Annotated in this window: 18 protein-coding genes and 1 tRNA gene; 14 read left to right on the forward strand and 5 right to left on the reverse strand. The window is 39.5% G+C overall.

What is annotated here, in order from left to right:
• Position 1 precedes the first annotated feature (1 nt).
• Positions 2 to 283, forward strand: coding sequence for a ferredoxin family protein (locus BK581_RS17310; RefSeq protein WP_078579332.1), 282 nt, complete (start codon positions 2 to 4; stop codon positions 281 to 283).
• Positions 284 to 489: 206 nt separating this feature from the next.
• Here BK581_RS17310 and BK581_RS17315 read toward each other — a convergent pair whose 3' ends face one another.
• Positions 490 to 1,089, reverse strand: a complete 600-nt coding sequence (locus BK581_RS17315) for a cysteine hydrolase family protein (protein ID WP_078579333.1) — start codon at positions 1,087 to 1,089, stop codon at positions 490 to 492.
• A 165-nt stretch (positions 1,090 to 1,254) separates the two neighbouring features.
• Between BK581_RS17315 and BK581_RS17320 the strand changes: the two genes are divergently transcribed.
• The 3 genes from BK581_RS17320 to yugI all read left to right on the forward strand — a co-directional run bounded on the left by BK581_RS17320 (position 1,255) and on the right by yugI (position 3,853).
• Positions 1,255 to 1,752, forward strand: a complete 498-nt coding sequence (locus tag BK581_RS17320; protein ID WP_078579334.1) for an Lrp/AsnC family transcriptional regulator — start codon at positions 1,255 to 1,257, stop codon at positions 1,750 to 1,752.
• On the forward strand, positions 1,749 to 2,942 hold the full coding sequence (locus tag BK581_RS17325; protein ID WP_078579335.1) for an aminotransferase: 1,194 nt from the start codon (positions 1,749 to 1,751) through the stop codon (positions 2,940 to 2,942). The genes BK581_RS17320 and BK581_RS17325 overlap by 4 nt, the downstream gene beginning before the upstream one ends.
• A 473-nt stretch (positions 2,943 to 3,415) precedes the next feature.
• On the forward strand, positions 3,416 to 3,853 hold the full coding sequence (yugI, locus tag BK581_RS17330; RefSeq protein ID WP_078579336.1) for a S1 domain-containing post-transcriptional regulator GSP13: 438 nt from the start codon (positions 3,416 to 3,418) through the stop codon (positions 3,851 to 3,853).
• Positions 3,854 to 4,086: 233 nt separating this feature from the next.
• Here yugI and BK581_RS17335 read toward each other — a convergent pair whose 3' ends face one another.
• A complete protein-coding gene (locus BK581_RS17335; protein ID WP_078579337.1) occupies positions 4,087 to 4,314 on the reverse strand; it encodes a DUF378 domain-containing protein in 228 nt (75 codons plus the stop codon).
• Between the two features lie 301 nt (positions 4,315 to 4,615).
• Between BK581_RS17335 and BK581_RS17340 the strand changes: the two genes are divergently transcribed.
• From BK581_RS17340 to BK581_RS17350, 3 genes are all read left to right on the forward strand, one after another.
• Positions 4,616 to 5,782: an iron-containing alcohol dehydrogenase gene (locus BK581_RS17340; RefSeq protein ID WP_078579338.1), complete on the forward strand. Its 1,167-nt coding sequence runs from the start codon at positions 4,616 to 4,618 to the stop codon at positions 5,780 to 5,782.
• Positions 5,783 to 5,944: 162 nt separating this feature from the next.
• Positions 5,945 to 7,303: a glucose-6-phosphate isomerase gene (locus BK581_RS17345; RefSeq protein WP_078579339.1), complete on the forward strand. Its 1,359-nt coding sequence runs from the start codon at positions 5,945 to 5,947 to the stop codon at positions 7,301 to 7,303.
• A 211-nt stretch (positions 7,304 to 7,514) separates the two neighbouring features.
• Complete coding sequence (locus BK581_RS17350) at positions 7,515 to 7,940, forward strand: YugN-like family protein (protein WP_078579340.1); 426 nt, start codon at positions 7,515 to 7,517, stop codon at positions 7,938 to 7,940.
• A 111-nt stretch (positions 7,941 to 8,051) separates the two neighbouring features.
• Here the strand turns inward: BK581_RS17350 and BK581_RS17355 are convergent, their stop codons facing one another.
• Positions 8,052 to 9,050: a potassium channel family protein gene (locus BK581_RS17355; RefSeq protein ID WP_078579341.1), complete on the reverse strand. Its 999-nt coding sequence runs from the start codon at positions 9,048 to 9,050 to the stop codon at positions 8,052 to 8,054.
• A gap of 102 nt (positions 9,051 to 9,152) precedes the next feature.
• Here BK581_RS17355 and BK581_RS20200 point away from each other — a divergent pair, with 102 nt between their 5' ends.
• Positions 9,153 to 9,311 carry a hypothetical protein gene (locus BK581_RS20200; RefSeq protein WP_169837776.1) on the forward strand — a complete coding sequence of 53 codons (159 nt, stop codon included), beginning with the start codon at positions 9,153 to 9,155 and terminating at the stop codon, positions 9,309 to 9,311.
• Positions 9,312 to 9,332: 21 nt separating this feature from the next.
• On the opposite strand, the gene BK581_RS17360 is transcribed toward BK581_RS20200, so the two are convergent.
• A complete protein-coding gene (locus tag BK581_RS17360; protein ID WP_078579342.1) occupies positions 9,333 to 9,872 on the reverse strand; it encodes a CDP-alcohol phosphatidyltransferase family protein in 540 nt (179 codons plus the stop codon).
• Positions 9,873 to 10,127: 255 nt separating this feature from the next.
• Between BK581_RS17360 and BK581_RS17365 the strand changes: the two genes are divergently transcribed.
• The 4 genes from BK581_RS17365 to BK581_RS17385 all read left to right on the forward strand — a co-directional run bounded on the left by BK581_RS17365 (position 10,128) and on the right by BK581_RS17385 (position 14,307).
• Positions 10,128 to 10,203, forward strand: a tRNA-Ala gene (locus BK581_RS17365).
• 352 nt (positions 10,204 to 10,555) lie between these two features.
• Entirely contained in the window at positions 10,556 to 10,903 is a 348-nt protein-coding gene (locus tag BK581_RS17375; RefSeq protein WP_078579344.1) for a cupin domain-containing protein, read from the forward strand.
• A 178-nt stretch (positions 10,904 to 11,081) separates the two neighbouring features.
• On the forward strand, positions 11,082 to 12,509 hold the full coding sequence (locus tag BK581_RS17380) for an aldehyde dehydrogenase family protein (protein ID WP_078579345.1): 1,428 nt from the start codon (positions 11,082 to 11,084) through the stop codon (positions 12,507 to 12,509).
• Between the two features lie 451 nt (positions 12,510 to 12,960).
• Positions 12,961 to 14,307, forward strand: a complete 1,347-nt coding sequence (locus tag BK581_RS17385; protein ID WP_078579346.1) for an amidohydrolase family protein — start codon at positions 12,961 to 12,963, stop codon at positions 14,305 to 14,307.
• 58 nt (positions 14,308 to 14,365) lie between these two features.
• Here BK581_RS17385 and trhA read toward each other — a convergent pair whose 3' ends face one another.
• Positions 14,366 to 15,007, reverse strand: coding sequence for a PAQR family membrane homeostasis protein TrhA (gene trhA, locus BK581_RS17390; protein ID WP_211273982.1), 642 nt, complete (start codon positions 15,005 to 15,007; stop codon positions 14,366 to 14,368).
• 254 nt (positions 15,008 to 15,261) lie between these two features.
• Between trhA and BK581_RS17395 the strand changes: the two genes are divergently transcribed.
• Both BK581_RS17395 and BK581_RS17400 read left to right on the forward strand, forming a co-directional pair.
• On the forward strand, positions 15,262 to 15,465 hold the full coding sequence (locus BK581_RS17395; RefSeq protein ID WP_078579348.1) for a hypothetical protein: 204 nt from the start codon (positions 15,262 to 15,264) through the stop codon (positions 15,463 to 15,465).
• An 18-nt stretch (positions 15,466 to 15,483) separates the two neighbouring features.
• Complete coding sequence (locus BK581_RS17400) at positions 15,484 to 15,780, forward strand: spore coat protein (RefSeq protein WP_169837777.1); 297 nt, start codon at positions 15,484 to 15,486, stop codon at positions 15,778 to 15,780.
• Positions 15,781 to 16,184 lie beyond the last annotated feature (404 nt).

Here is a 16,184-nt window from a genome sequence, read left to right on the forward strand (position 1 = left end):
TATGGCGAAAACATTGGAAGACAAACAGTATCTCATTCGTTTTAACTGTGATAAAAAATCACACCTAGAAGTGTTGAATCATGACCTTTGTGCTACGGCATGCCCCGATAAAGCCTGTACACTGTTTTGCCCTGGTGAAGTGTATAAATGGGAAGGTGACCGGATGTTTGTAGGCTATGAAGGCTGTCATGAGTGTGGAAGCTGCAGAATTGGTTGTCCACATGAAAATATAAAATGGGAATACCCGAAAGGAGGACATGGTGTTGTCTTTAGGCTGGCATAAAGTAAAAAAAGGACCCGCGGATACGTCCGGGGGTCTTTTGCCATTATTGGCAAATGAGTGGTGAACATGGCAAAGTGTCAATTAACACTATGAGTATAGGGTTATTATAACTTATCCATTTAACAAGGTAAAGAGATGGATGTGGAGTATCAAGTGCTCTTATTCCTATCATGATCTAGTATAACGGGCGAAAATTAACTTTTCAGCTAGCGCCATTCATATTTTATTGCTTCTAAATCAAGCTCTTCTGAGGGCTGAATAGTGGCTTTTAGGACATGTGCCATTAAGTGAAGGGCTTTGTCGTTTTCTTCTCTAGAATTAGAAGCGGTACAATCAGATGGAATATAGAGTTTGTATCCTCGCATAAACGCATCATTTGCTGTGAAATGTATACACATATTACCAGCCACACCACAAATAATGAGCGACTTTACATTTAAATAGTTAAGTAATAATTCGAGTGGGGTCATAAAAAAAGCAGAGTATTGCGGTTTTAAAATAAAGTAATCATCATCATCAGGTTGTAGAAGATGGACGATTTTCTTACCTTGTTCGCTTTGCTTCATCTCTTCTACAATCCCAGGGAAATCAGATTGCCATCTACCGTAATTGTCATTAACGTATAAAATAGGGATGTTAAGTTCTTTAGCACGCGTTTTTAACTTAGCCATTTTCTTCGCAGCTTTTAGTGTATGTGGAAAAAGTCTTTCTCCGTCTTCAAATGAAAAATCACTGATCATATCAACAAACAATAAAGCCACATGTTCATAATCATGGACATGTGGATGGCTATTTTTTTCACTCATTTTTCCATCTCCTTTGCAAAAATATGTCTGGTATGAACACTCACTGTCATGTAGAATATAGTGAATCAGAAAATTATCATTTCGGGAGGTCTAGACTTTGTAATAGAATTCCCTTTTAATATTAAATAAAACGATGTTTATGTAGATTATTGGGAGGTAAGCAACATGAAAGAAAAAGAACAGGAGTTGCTCAGTTTAATCGAAAAAGAAGGCAGAATGGAGAGTCATCACCTAGCGAAAATGCTTGATACAACGATCGATGATGTAGAAGACATGCTTAGAAGCTTGGAAGAACAAAAAATTATTCTAGGCTATTCTGCATTAATTGATTGGACTAAAACAGATATCCAAGAAAATGTTACTGCGATGATCGACGTGAAGGTGACGCCTAAAAGGGGCGTTGGATTTGATGCTGTCGCCGAAAGGATTTATCGATTTAAAGAGGTAAAAGCGTTGTATCTTATGTCAGGAACATACGATCTCTCGGTAGCTATCGAAGGTAAATCCATGTCTGAGGTGGCCCAGTTCGTTTCTGAGAAATTATCCACATTGGATTCCGTTATTTCCACAACAACGCATTTTCAATTAAAAAAATATAAACACGATGGGGTTATTTTTACAGAGGACGATGATGATGATCATAGAATGGTGGTTTCACCATGACAATCATTAAAACTGAGCATGAACCTAAATTGTCACAAGGAGTTAGGCGAATTCAACCATCAGGTATTAGGCGCTTTTTTGACCTTGCATCGTCAATGGAAAATATCATATCTCTAGGGGTTGGAGAGCCAGATTTTACTACGCCGTGGAATGTAAGAGAAGCGAGTATTCATTCTCTAGAGCGTGGAATTACTGCTTATACAGCAAACGCAGGCTTAATGGAATTAAGAGAAGCCATCTCTGATTATTTACATCGTCGCTTCACACTTTCGTATAATCCGAACAATGAAATTGTCGTAACCGTAGGAGCCAGTGAAGGAATCGACTTAGCTTTAAGAGCTGTTATCGACCCTGGAGATGAGGTGCTTATTGTAGAGCCATGCTTTGTAGCCTATGCACCCCTCGTTTCTCTGATGGGGGGCATCCCTGTATCAGTCCCTGTAAAAGCTGAAAATCATTTTGAACTAAAGGCTAGTGATGTGGCTGATAAAATAACAGAACGGACGAAAGCGATCATGCTGTCCTTTCCTAATAATCCAACAGGTGCTGTTCTAAGTGAGAGTGCATTAAAAGATGTAGCAAAAGTGGTCGTAAAACATGATCTCATCGTCATATCTGACGAGATTTATGCTGAACTAAGTTATGATTCATCTCATGCTAGTGTCCCTAATGCAGTGGGGATGAGAGAAAGAACAATACTTATTTCAGGCTTTTCAAAAGCATTTGCCATGACTGGGTGGCGTGTAGGGTATATTGCTGCTCCAGAGCCCTATGCTAGTGCGATGCTAAAAATTCATCAATATGCGATGATGTGTGCATCTACGATGGCACAATATGCTGCTCTTGAAGCATTAACTAATACGCAAGATGAGATGGAAGAAATGATTGTCAGCTACCGACAACGCCGGAATTACTTCGTTAAGTCGTTACGAGAAATCGGTCTTTCCTGCCATATGCCCGGAGGCGCTTTTTATGTGTTTCCGTCAATCCAAAGTACTGGTTTATCTTCTGAAGCCTTTGCAGAACAGCTATTAATGTCACAAAAGGTTGCGGTTGTTCCTGGTCATGTATTTGGAGCTGGTGGTGAAGGATATATCCGTTGTTCATATGCTGCCTCAATGAAACAATTAGAGGAAGCGGTAGATCGAATTGATCACTTTTTAAAAAATACACAAGTCCGCATTAGGTAACCATTAAAAAGAAGAGACGTATTAAGCACGCCTCTTCTAAAAGGGGGAATACTAGGTTGTAGTATACAGCTATAGTATTACCAAACGGTGTGAAGGCTATACATTCAACTATCCGAAAGAGGACGGTTTTTGTAAAAATCCGTTTTCTTTTATTTTGTAGTGGGAAAACTAAATCTAATAAGATTTTTATCACATCACAGATAACCGTCCGTAAAGTTCCCGGCTCAAAATAGAGAGGATAGTTAAATCTATATAGGGAGGAGCTAACGGACGCTAAAGTCTTGATTGACTCAACTACCAATCATTGGGGGGAGAATGAAAAATCCAACTGATTGAAGGGGCGTTATATTAAATCGTCGTTTTAAAAATATAGGACTATTGTTATAGCGCTTGAGCTATTAATAAAATTTTTTGTCATGATCAGAAAGCTGTGTTATAATTACACAGTTAATAAATAATTAGGAGTTGTTTTCATGTCAGGTCAATATGAAGTAGGTAGTATCGTTGAAGGAAAAGTAACTGGAATTAAGCCTTTTGGTGCGTTCGTTGCATTAGACGAGAAAAAACAAGGGCTCGTTCACATTTCTCACGTTGCACATGGGTATGTGAAAGATATCAATGAAGAATTATCTGTTGGAGATGAAGTGAAGGTAAAGGTTCTTTCTATAGATGAAGAATCTGGTAAAATTTCGTTATCTATTAAAGAGACGCAACCTAAGCCTGAACGTACAGAACGTCCACGTCCACAAAGTAGTGGCCCACGCGGTGGTGGTGGCGGTGGAAATCGTAAACCAGGTGCGGGACAACAAAGCCAGGCGCAAGGTTTTAACACGTTAGAAGACAAGCTTAAAGACTGGCTAAAACAGTCTAACGAAATTCAAGCAGATCTTAACAAACGCATTAAAAAATAAGTGGCTTTATTGCTTTTCCTGAAACGATAAAGAGGCGGCCCGCGGGCTGCCTCTTTTTTCGGTTTGTGAAAAGAATTGAGGGAATCGAGTTGAGCCAGATGAGCCGATGTTTAAAAGTAAATGGTTACTTTTAAACATACGTGATTAAAGCAAAATGGAATTGAAGCAAGTCTTCTTTCGTTAACGAAGCATCCATGGGTAAACACGTAGCTAGTTGATGTACATGGAACGCATTAACGCTGTGGCTCCGGGCTTCTTTCCATCTCCTCAGATGGCTTAAATAATATTGAAATACAATATAAACCTGCCAATCCTACGAGGGCATAAATGAAACGGGAAAAACCGGCGGCCTGTCCACCGAAAACCGCTGCTACTAGGTCAAATCTGAAAAAACCGATTAAGCCCCAGTTTACAGCACCGATTATCGCAATCACCAGCGCAGTTCGTTGAATTCCGTTCATGCGCTCCTCACCTCCTTATAAGGGGTAAATTAGTCATATGCTGAAGCAAAAGTGCTTCTTCCTTTAGAATGATTAATGTCCTTGAAAATTATTCATCAGAAAATAAAAACTTCTCTTTTTGTCTTATTTAACTTTCTAATAAAAGTGAATGATCTTTATTAAGTTAAGGATAGTTATTTCGGATAACGAAGCACATGTTTTGTTTTTTCTTTCTGTGTTCGCCATAATAATAAAGAGACTGTTGTTAAACAGACATGAGATGTTTTATAAAAAGTAAATAGAGGAAGAGGAGGCGTTTCATATGGATCAATTTATTTATCAAAATCCAACGCGACTAATTTTTGGGGAGGGACAAGTTGAGCAACAGCTTGTAGCGCAACTCGAGCCACTTGGCAAGAAGGTTTTACTCGTTTATGGCGGAGGAAGTATTAAACGCAATGGCCTTTACGATGAAGTAATCGGTTTATTAAATGCTAATGGGTTCATTGTGTCTGAATTGGAAGGGGTTGAGCCAAATCCGCGATTGGGAACAGTGAGGAAAGGAATAGAGCGATGCAAAAGAGATGACGTGGACGTCATTTTGGCAGTGGGTGGTGGCAGTGTCATTGATTGTACTAAGGCTATTGCTGCTGGAGCAAAATACGATGGTGATGCTTGGGATTTTATCACAAAAAAAGTGGCGGTAGAAGACGCTTTGCCATTTGGGACAATCTTAACATTAGCCGCTACAGGTTCTGAAATGAATGCAGGGTCTGTTATAACCAATTGGGACACCCATGAAAAATATGGATGGGGAAGCCCACACGTATTTCCAACCTTCTCGATCCTTGATCCACAGAATACATTAACAGTCCCGAAAGATCATACGATTTATGGAATTGTTGATATGATGACACATGTATTTGAACAGTATTTCCACTCTCAGCAAAACACACCGCTTCAAGAACGGATGTGTGAAGCCGTTTTACAAACGGTCATTGATACAGCACCTTCCCTCGTTGAGAATTTAAACGATGTTGCACATCGTGAGACAATACTATACTCTGGTACAATCGCTTTAAATGGTTCGTTGCAAATGGGAACACGTGGTGATTGGGCTTCTCACAATATTGAGCATGCCGTCTCCGCCGTTTACGATATTCCACATGCAGGAGGACTGGCTATTATTTTCCCACAATGGATGAGGTACCATAAGGAGAAAGGGGAACAAAAGCTATATCAACTAGCCACTCGTGTATGGAACATAGATCCTTCCGGGAAAGATAAACAACAAGTAGTGGAAGAAGGTATAAAGAAGCTAGAAAGCTTTTGGCAGTCACTAGGAGCGCCAAGCCGATTGAAGGATTATGATATCGATGATACTCGACTTGAAGAAATGGCTGAAAAGACGATGGTTAATGGACCTTTCGGTAATTTTAATAAGCTGCAGAAGGAAGACGTCCTGTCCATTTTGAAGGCGTCGCTGTAACTAAATAAAAAATCTATGCAGTTATTCTGGCAGATTTAACACATCTGTCAGAAAATATTCGATTTTGAAAGCGATTACTTTTGAGTCGTCACTTGATTATCAGTCATTCTTTTAATAAAGTGAAAAGTGGAAGAAGTTCATTAATACGAAGGAGACTAAATCATGACTAAAAAAGTTTCATTTGATTACTCAAAAGCATCGTCATTTTTAGCGCAACATGAAGTGGATTATTTAGCAGGAGCTGTTGAATCGGCTCACCATGCTCTACATGAGGGAACTGGTGCAGGCAACGACTTTCTCGGTTGGATTGATTTACCTGTGAACTATGATAAAGAAGAATTCTCACGCATTCAAAAAGCGGCGGAAAAAATTAAATCAGATTCAGACGTGTTAATCGTCATCGGTATCGGTGGCTCCTACCTTGGTGCTCGGGCTGCTATCGAAGCGTTAACCCATACATTTTATAATGAAATGGACAAGTCTGGTCGGAAAACACCACAAGTTTTCTATGTAGGTAATAATATTAGTTCAACGTATGTAAAACATTTATTGGAAGTGATTGAAGGGAAAGATGTTTCCTTAAACGTTATTTCTAAATCAGGAACGACGACGGAGCCAGCGATTGCCTTCCGTATTTTTAGAGATTACGTGGAGAAAAAATACGGTGTTGAAGAAGCGCGTAAACGTATTTATGCCACAACGGATAAAGCGAAAGGTGCTTTGAAAAAATTAGCTATGGAAGAAGGATACGAGTCGTTTATCATCCCTGATGATGTAGGTGGCCGTTTCTCAATTTTTACAGCTGTAGGTTTATTGCCGATTGCAGCAGCTGGTTTGAATATTGAGACGATGATGAAAGGGGCAGCAGAAGCACGCGAGGATTTTAGCACACCAGATTTAGCTAAGAATGCTGCTTATCAATATGCCGCTGTCCGTAATGCCTTGTACAATAAAGGCAAAACAATCGAATTGATGGTAAATTATGAACCAGCTCTCCACTTCACGAGTGAATGGTGGAAACAGCTGTATGGAGAAAGTGAAGGAAAAGATGGTAAAGGCATCTTCCCTGCTGCTGCTGACTTTTCTACTGATTTACATTCACTAGGTCAATACGTTCAAGATGGCCGTCGTGATCTGTTTGAAACAGTCCTACATGTTGAATCAACAGCAGAAGAAATGACGATTGAAAAAGCAGAGACTGATTTAGACGGACTAAACTATCTAGCAGGAAAGAACATGAACTTTGTCAATGACAAAGCATATGAGGGGACGTTACTTGCTCATATTGATGGCGGCGTACCGAATCTCGTCATATCTATTCCTACATTGGATGAGTACCATTTTGGTTATTTAATCTACTTCTTTGAAAAAGCGTGTGGTCTAAGTGGCTACTTACTTGGTGTCAACCCATTTGACCAGCCAGGTGTTGAAGCTTATAAGAAAAACATGTTTGCATTATTAGGAAAGCCAGGCTTTGAAGAACAAAAAGCAGAGTTAGAGAAGCGCTTGAAAGATAATTAAATCTCTTTAAAACACGTCTCCAGTAGTGAGGCGTGTTTTTTTAATTTTCAGCAATAGAGCCAAATTTTTCAGCATGAATAGTGACATATTCAGCATTAGAAGAAAGGATTTCCGCAACGAAAGCAATAACGTGAGTGAGTATGAAAGCTTAAAATAAGTTTTGTCATTCAGGATAAACTAAGTGAGATGATGATATAGGGAGGTAGGTCATGTGCTAGAAATTCCCTCAAAAGTGGAAAATCACACGTTTAAATTGTATGATCTAGAGAAAAAATTGAAGCCTGTTGGTTATGTGATTGGTGGTGGATGGGAATATGATCATGGTTATTTCGATTACAAGATAGACGATAATGGCAGTTATTTATTTGTTCGCCTGCCTTTTCAAGCGGTTGACGGAGAAGAATTAGATGTTAAAGGTGTACATGTGACATTAGGACGCCCTTTTTTACTTGCCCATAAATATAAACAGGGCTTGGATGATCATGTTGATGATCCTAACCCTTTAGTGAATCAATTTTCTGAACCGGAAGATCCTGATGCACCATTTCCACCGGAATGGATTGCAGCAGGCCGTGAATATGTGATAGAGCTTGAACAAATGATTTTTAACGATTTAGAAATCTCACCGAGAAGTTAAGTGTTATCAAACAGATAACCGTCCGTAAACCACCCTGCTCAAAATAGAGAGCAGGAGGTATTATATAGATTGGGGGGGAACGGTCGGTAATGTCCTGATTGAAGGATCGTTTTATCGTTTCACATAAATCAGTTCATCCCCTTGCTGTAAGACACATTTTTCTGAAGGGTGAAGAATCGCTTCATGAGCACGGCAAATGCCAAGAAGGAACCGATCAGACGTACTAGCTTGATTGCAAATAGTCCCGAACTTCTTTCCGATATAGTCGGGAGGTAATGGTGCTATACAAAGGTGCTTCGTTTGATTCTGAGTGATAAGCTTTCTAATAACGTCGATTAACCCATGATGGTGGGTGCCATTCGTCAGCAACATCCCCACGTGCTGAGAGGCTTCTATAATTTCATCGGCTCCGGCCCTTTTAGCATTTTTATATTGCTCTGAGGTGAGTAATTCAGCGATGGTATAGGTAGTCGGAGCCAATCCTTTCACTGTGAGTAATGTTAGGATCGTATTGGCGTCAGCAAGCCTTTCTTCAACATGTAAACTAGCGGTAATGACAATCGTATCAGCGTGTCCTATATTAGCGCGAGTTAATGTCTCATCTAATTTAGGATTTCCTTTGATGAAGCGAACATAGCGATATTGAACAGGAAGCTGTAGTAATGTTTCATCGACTAGCACGATGGATTTGGATGGGGAAAGTTGGTGCGTTTGCTCAATCAGTAGCTTACTTCGTTCATTCCAGCCGATGATTAATAAATGGCTTGCATGCTGAGCTGTACCTAACCCCTTTTCAGATTGCTCTTTAATCAACAGTGTAGAAGCAGCCAAGTTTGTAACAAAAAATGAAAATAACGCTATACCTACGACAATTAACAAAATACCTAAAAGTCGTCCGGTTATGGACTTTGGTACGAAATCGCCGTAGCCTACCGTTGAAATGGTAACGATAGCCCACCAGATACCATCTAATAAGGAATCAAAAGTATTAGGCTCTAATGTGTGGATGGCCGCTCCAGCTAAAGCAACGAAGAGCGACACGCCGAGAATAATTTTAAGTAAGACCATCTTTTTTTCATAGAGTTCAGACAATAACGTTTCACGAAACATGTGCGTCTTCCTTTCTAACTTCTATCTTTCCATTATGGGCAAAATAAGGTGCATTCCATTCATGAGTTTGTTACGATAGAACAGGTGAAGGAGGTCGGGGCCATGATTCAAGCACTGATTTTTACGATAACTATATTTATAGGATGGCTCATTTTCGACGCTATCAAACATAAAAAGCTCCTGAAAGAAAATATCATTTCCGGTCTTTTAACAGCGGTGGTTGCGGGTGTTTTTTGGTATATACTTTTTATAGTGTTTTAATCCCAATTAAAAGATTTCACGCTAATGGCCACTGCTTATGAAAAGGCTTTTTCGATTAGCTTGAAAATGATGTGACGTTAAATGAATGAGTAGTTCTTCAACGGCAGAAAAGCTAGCAAGGATACAAACGGGGATAACGAATACATCTAGCGGGAAAAAAATGAATGAAATCGGTAAAATACTCAATGTTAATCCGGTCAGTTTGTTTCCATAGGAATGGACAATACCAAACGTTTTGCACTTCAAAACTACAATAATAAGCGATGTTGCTCTGATGAAGGCGATTATGATAACCAAATAAATAATGAGCGTAGTTGGATTAATAATCCCATACAAAACATACATTAAAATTATGAACGTGATCATATCAGCGAACGAATCAAGTTTTGCACCAAAACGACTTTCCGTGTCGGTCTTTCTTGCTATATAACCGTCTAAGCCATCGCTAATGAAACACATGAAATATAGTGTGAAAAATAGACCTCCTAAAGGTTCGACTAAAAGTAAAAAGGGAGAAAGAACAATTCTAAAGAGTGAAAGGTAATTAGGGATAGAACTCACTTCACACCTCGCCGCTGATTTTTCTTAATCATACACTTAACAATCTTAACAATTAAAAAATGACTATGTTATTTGGGGCAACCTAGTCGCCTTTTTCATTTAAACACAATGATGGACAATATTTGATTAACACATCGGCATTTAAATATGACATAATTTAAATTATTTTTAAAAAATTTAAGAAAAAAGCTTGCGAAATGACAAACTTCTGTTTATAATTTTAAATTGTGAGTCATATTTTACATAATCTTTTACGGGGCATTAGCTCAGCTGGGAGAGCGCAACACTGGCAGTGTTGAGGTCAGCGGTTCGAGCCCGCTATGCTCCACCATTAACATGTGAATGATTAAGAATTTTTACATAGAGGTTCATATGGGCGGTAAACTAGTAAACGTGGTGGGAACTATGAACACTGTCCACATAATTTTTTTACGTGTTATACATATTGGGACCAACGACGCATTTTCTCGCAAAGACGAGGAGGTGTGTCGTTTTTTAATTTTCGTTGATGGAGGAATAAGCAAAGGGGAATTTTGGGGTATTAAACACAAATAACTGATAATTAATGATAAAAAATGTTAATATGACAATATAAGGTTTAGTTTGTTGGCTAAGTGAATGAATTATGAGCGATGTAACATCATTTTTATTTTAATAGATCAGAACAGTAGAGGAGAATTAAAATGATTGAGGGAAAAGTTAATATTAAACAACTTACTGATTCTATAAAAAAACAATATGATAATTTTGTATTGGCGAATATTAACGATCATTGTGTTCGAGTAGCTGTCTTTGAAGGCGTATATGAATGGCATAGCCATCCAGATTCAGATGAAAGTTTTTTAGTACTCGAGGGTGAGTTACAAATAGACATAGAGGGATTAGAAGAGCCTATTATTTTACAGCCACAAGATTTTTACACCGTGACGGCAGGAATAGTACATAGAACGCGAGCTAGCTGCAGAACCGTCAATTTGTGTTTTGAAAAAGACGAGGCTGAAACGGTTTTTATCACAGATAACCGTCCATAAACCTCCCTGCCCAAAATAGAGAGCGGGAGGTCATTCTATTTAGATTGGGGTAACGGTCGGTAATGTTCTAATTGAAGGGAAAGTTCGTTTTATTTTACGCTTTTTGTTTTATATGTGAGTAAGCTGGGAATATGTGCTCTAACTCTTATTTTAATTGAAAGAGAAAGGAGCATGATTTATGCGACAGCAAACGAAACACTTTATTAATGGTGAATGGCTTGAATCGACTGGATCAGAGACGATAGACGTAATTAATCCAGCAACTGAGGAGGTAATCGGAACCATTAGCTCAGGGACTGAAGAAGATTTAAATAAAGCGGTGAAAGCTGCCCGTCAAGCATTTCCTTCGTTTTCTAAGTCCACAAAAGAAGAACGTATTCACTGGCTCGAAAACATTGTGGAAGGGTATGAAGCGAGAAAGGATGAGCTTGTCAATATCATGACAGATGAACTTGGGGCACCTCTATCTGTATCTGAAGATGTACATTATCATATGGGCCTTGGTCATTTTAAACAAGCTGCAGAGTCCCTTTCATCCTATTCCTTTGAAGAGGAAAGAGGCGGTCATACTTTGAGGAAGGAATCAGTCGGTGTGAGCGGTCTTATTACGCCGTGGAATTTCCCTACAAATCAGGTGTCAACAAAGATAGCCAGTGCTATTGCCGCTGGGAGTCCTGTCGTCCTGAAACCCGCTTCTAAAACGCCGTTTGCAGCGATGATTTTAGCTGAAATCATCGATGAAGCAGGTGTCCCTAAAGGGGCTTTTAACTTAGTGAATGGCTCAGGGTCTGTGATTGGTAATGGGATAAGCAAACATCCTGACATCGATTTTGTTTCTTTTACAGGGTCTGGCTCAGTAGGGGAAAAAATCATGCAAAACGCTGCCCCTACAATTAAAAAGGTGGCGTTAGAGCTAGGAGGTAAATCGCCAATTGTCGTCTTAGGTGATGCTGATGTGGAAGAAGCGGCTAAAACAGCACTTTCAAATATTATGACTAATACGGGTCAAGTGTGCTCGGCTGGTACACGTGTTATCATTCCACATGCTATGAAAAAAGAATTTGAAGATAAAATAGTAGAGCTCCTGCCAACCTTCCCAGTGGGAGATCCACGTAAGGAAGGCATAGCCACAGGGCCATTAGTGTCAAAAGATCAATGGGATACCGTTCAGTCGTATATAGAAAAAGGTGAAAAAGAAGCCACAATGCTCGTTGGGGGAACCGGCAAGCCAGAAGGACTGGAAACGGGTTACTACGCAAGACCAACAATTTTTACCGATGTATCGAACGATGCGGTTATTGCCCAGGAGGAAATCTTTGGCCCTGTTACGACAATTATTGCGTACGAGGATTTAGAAGAAGCGATTGATATTGCCAATGACACAGTATATGGATTGGCCGGCTTTGTTGTCGGTAAAAATCCAGAAACTTTGCAACACGTTGCGTCAAACTTACGTGCCGGTCGAATAACAGTGAATAACACTGAGACGGACTTTAACGGGCCTTTTGGTGGCTACAAGCAGTCTGGAATTGGCCGGGAATGGGGAGACTTTGGTATTGAAGAATATCTAGAAATTAAATCTGTGCACGGCATGCCAGCGTCATAATTGATCGTTGAGTGAGCATCCGGTTTGGTTGTTGTAGCAGCCGAATCGGATGCTTTAGTGTGAAGTAAAAACCATGGCAGCTCTGAATGGTTAGAAGAAAGGACAAAGGGTTAGAGCATTGTTGTCTAATCAAATGAATGTCACGATTGCACTATCGACACAGACAAGCGCCCATTAATAAATAGTCTTTATCACCGGGACGTTTTTGAAAAAGAAATGAAGCGAAGACAGGTCTTCGAAAACCCCCACCTGTTGGCTAATCATGGGTATTTTGTATGTTGAATTTGACTATATCAATTAGCTAATTGGTTGTGGAAAGGAATTGAATACATAAATATTGGTAGTAATACTGTTAATTATAGGCATTTTAATTGACGTATGTAGTGGAGGGGCTTTATTCTAATTCTTATAATCTATAAATATCATTTTAATAAAAAGAGAGGGTGTTTGTATGGTAAAAAAAGTTTTTAAAGGTGGCAATATAATAACGATGGATCCTCATATAGGGGATCTTGAAAAAGGTGATATTTTAGTTGAAGGTTCTAAGATTATTGATATTCAGAGAGAGATACACATAGATGACAAAGAATGTGAGATTATTGATGCTACCGATATGATTATTCTGCCAGGTTTCATCGACACCCATCGTCATACGTGGGAATCGCTTATTCGAAACATCGGTGCGGACTGGTCACTACAAACCTATTTAAGTAGTATTTATTACGGTAATATTGGATCTCTCCGGTCCCCTGATGATGATTATATAGGCAATTTAATAGGTGCACTTGAAGCTCTTGAGGCAGGTGTCACAACCATTTTAGATTGGACGATGATTATCTCTCAAGATCATACGGACGAGCTTATTCGAGGTTTACAGGAATCAGGTATTCGAGCAGTATTTGCCCATGGCTCTCCAGGAGAAGGAACATTTTGGGATAGAGAAAGTGAGCGCGTAAACTTAGAACAGGCGAGATATACGAAGAAAACGCATTTTTCATCAAACGATCAGTTGATAACGATGGGACTGGCTATTCGTGGACCTGAATTTTCTGCTTGGGAAGCGACTGTAAAAGAAATTGAATTAGCTCGAGAATTAGATGCTATTTGCAGCATGCATTTAGGGTTTGGCACATGGGGGGCTCAGGACCGTTCTATAGAAAAACTAAATCGCGCAGGTCTACTAGGAAAAGATTTAAACTTTACCCATGCCAACGCTGTTAGCCCAGAGGAAATAAAGATGCTTGTGGAAAAAGGAGGGTCTGTTTCCGTCACACCAGAAGTAGAGATGATGATGGGGCATGGATACCCAGCTACGGGCTTATGCTTGGAAAATGGTTTAAACCCAGCATTAGGGGTAGATGTCGTCACGTCCACAGCAGGTGATATGTTTGCCCAAATGAAATTTGCCTTACAAGCAGAGCGAGCGCGAGTCAATCAGAAGATGTTGGATGACGGGAATATGCCAGGTCCTGAATTATCTATTTCTGCAAGAAGGATGTTGGAATTAGCGACAATCGAGGGGGCTAAAACGTTAAACCTTGATGATAAAGTAGGGTCATTAACCCCAGGGAAAGAAGCAGATATTGTAATGATCCGCACGTCAGATTTGAATCTTTTTCCAATAAATGACCCTGTGGGAGCTGTCGTGCAAACGTGTCATGCAGGAAATGTGGATTCAGTGTTCGTAGGTGGGAAACCAATTAAACGCGAAGGTAAGATGTTAAATATCGATATCACAGGCTTGAAAAAGCAAGCGAACGAGGCAAGAGATGCTATTATGAGTCGCTATCAGCGCTAAAATAAAACATCCCGTTCTGAGGTGCCACAGAACGGGATGTTTTCTATTCGATACGCTCTCATTGAGGTAAAAGGGTTAAGACTGAAAAAAAGTGCATAATACTTCCTGCCAGAACAAAAAGATGCCATAGAGCATGATGGTAGAGAAAACCACGCCATACATAAAAAATAGATCCTACTGTATAAAGCACACCTCCCACAACTAAATAGACAATACCTTGAGGAGGGACATTGGCGATTAAAGGCTTCCAAACGAATACAATCATCCAGCCTAATACGACATATAAAAAGGTTGAAGCATGTAAAAAGCGTTTCACGAAGAAAGATTTAAATATTGTTCCGCCAATAGCAAGTCCCCATACAATTCCAAAAAGCGTCCAACCTAAAGGACCATTTGCTGCGATAAATAAAAAAGGTGTATATGTTCCTGCAATGAAAAAGTAAATCGAGGAGTGATCTAATATTTCAAAAATATCTTTTACTTTCCCTGCCGGAAAGCTGTGTAATAAAGTGGATGATGTGTAGAGTAAAACCATCGAGAATCCGAATAATGAAAAACTAACGACATGCCAAGCAGTTCCGTATAACACAGAAGATACAACTAAGATGACGAGAGCTGCTATGCTTAATAGGACACCAATGCCATGAATAATGGCATTAGCAAGTTCCTCTTTTTTAGTGAAAGTGTGTGTATTAGACAGTGGGATCATCCCCTTTTTTAAAAGTAAACGATAAATCTTTAGAACATCACCTAGTTAACAAACAGCACGATAATCGTATCATACGTTAGAATGCACGTAAGTGTCTACTCCTTAGTTTTTTTACTTTTATGTAAGGCCGAACTGTTCGCATAAGGAAAGCAGAATGTGAATTAACAGGAACTTCTGATATATAAGGATGAAAGAGAGTAAGATGTCTCATACTAGTACAAGAGAAAATATGGAGGTGTTTTTTTGTGAACGAATTATCCTTAAAAGAATTGACTAGTGTAGAAGACGAGATAAGAACTGAGGAAATTTTAGCTAAAACGATTAACTGGTGTGCTAGCCAGTGCGATGATCCTGAAATTAGAGGGGTATTAGAAGGAATTGCAGAACAACACCAATTGAGAGTAGCCGAAATTTCTCAATACTTTAATCGTTCTCATTTAACACAATAATACATAGGAGGACTGATGATGCCAAATAATATGGATGGCCGTGGACTAACAGATAGAGAAATGCTTCAGCTTTGTTTGGAACTTGAAAAAGGACGATGTAGAAGTGCTGCCAATGTCCTCATGGAGACGAGTCATAAAGATCTTAGAGATATTTATGAAGGTTGTTTTGCAAATGCGAAAGACAGTCAATATGACCTATACGAAATCCTTCACAGTAAAGGATGGTACATTCAGTCACAAGCAACCAACGAAGATGTGACACGTGTCCGAGAAGAAATGCGCAACAACCTACATCCCGATGATCAATTTATGTAAGGAAAGAGTCTCACACGTCGTTTTCGGCCGTGAGACTTTTTTCAATTGAGCGAGGTGGAATGGTTTTATAGTGCAAAGGTTTTGCCTTGGTAAGTGAATCAATTTTACAATGACGTTTTTCACGAGCGATAAAACGACTAATATTTATTAATTTGGATGATAACAATAGCCGAAACATAAGATGGGGGCTCCTCCCGGAGGATAAAACGCAGTCTGAAGGTCCACTACTGCGAGGAATTACCGAGCAAAAGTTAGCTGAAGACAAGCACTCGGGAAAGCATCCGTCTGAAGTGAAAGCTACATTCAATATTCGGGTTTTAACATCATATTTTGAATGATGGCATTCCTTTAGTATAGCCCTATTAAAAACGTCATTTTATTGGGAGTGACACCTGAATTAATAA

The sequence above is a fragment of the Salipaludibacillus agaradhaerens genome (assembly GCF_002019735.1).
Lineage (GTDB): Bacteria > Bacillota > Bacilli > Bacillales > Salisediminibacteriaceae > Salipaludibacillus > Salipaludibacillus agaradhaerens.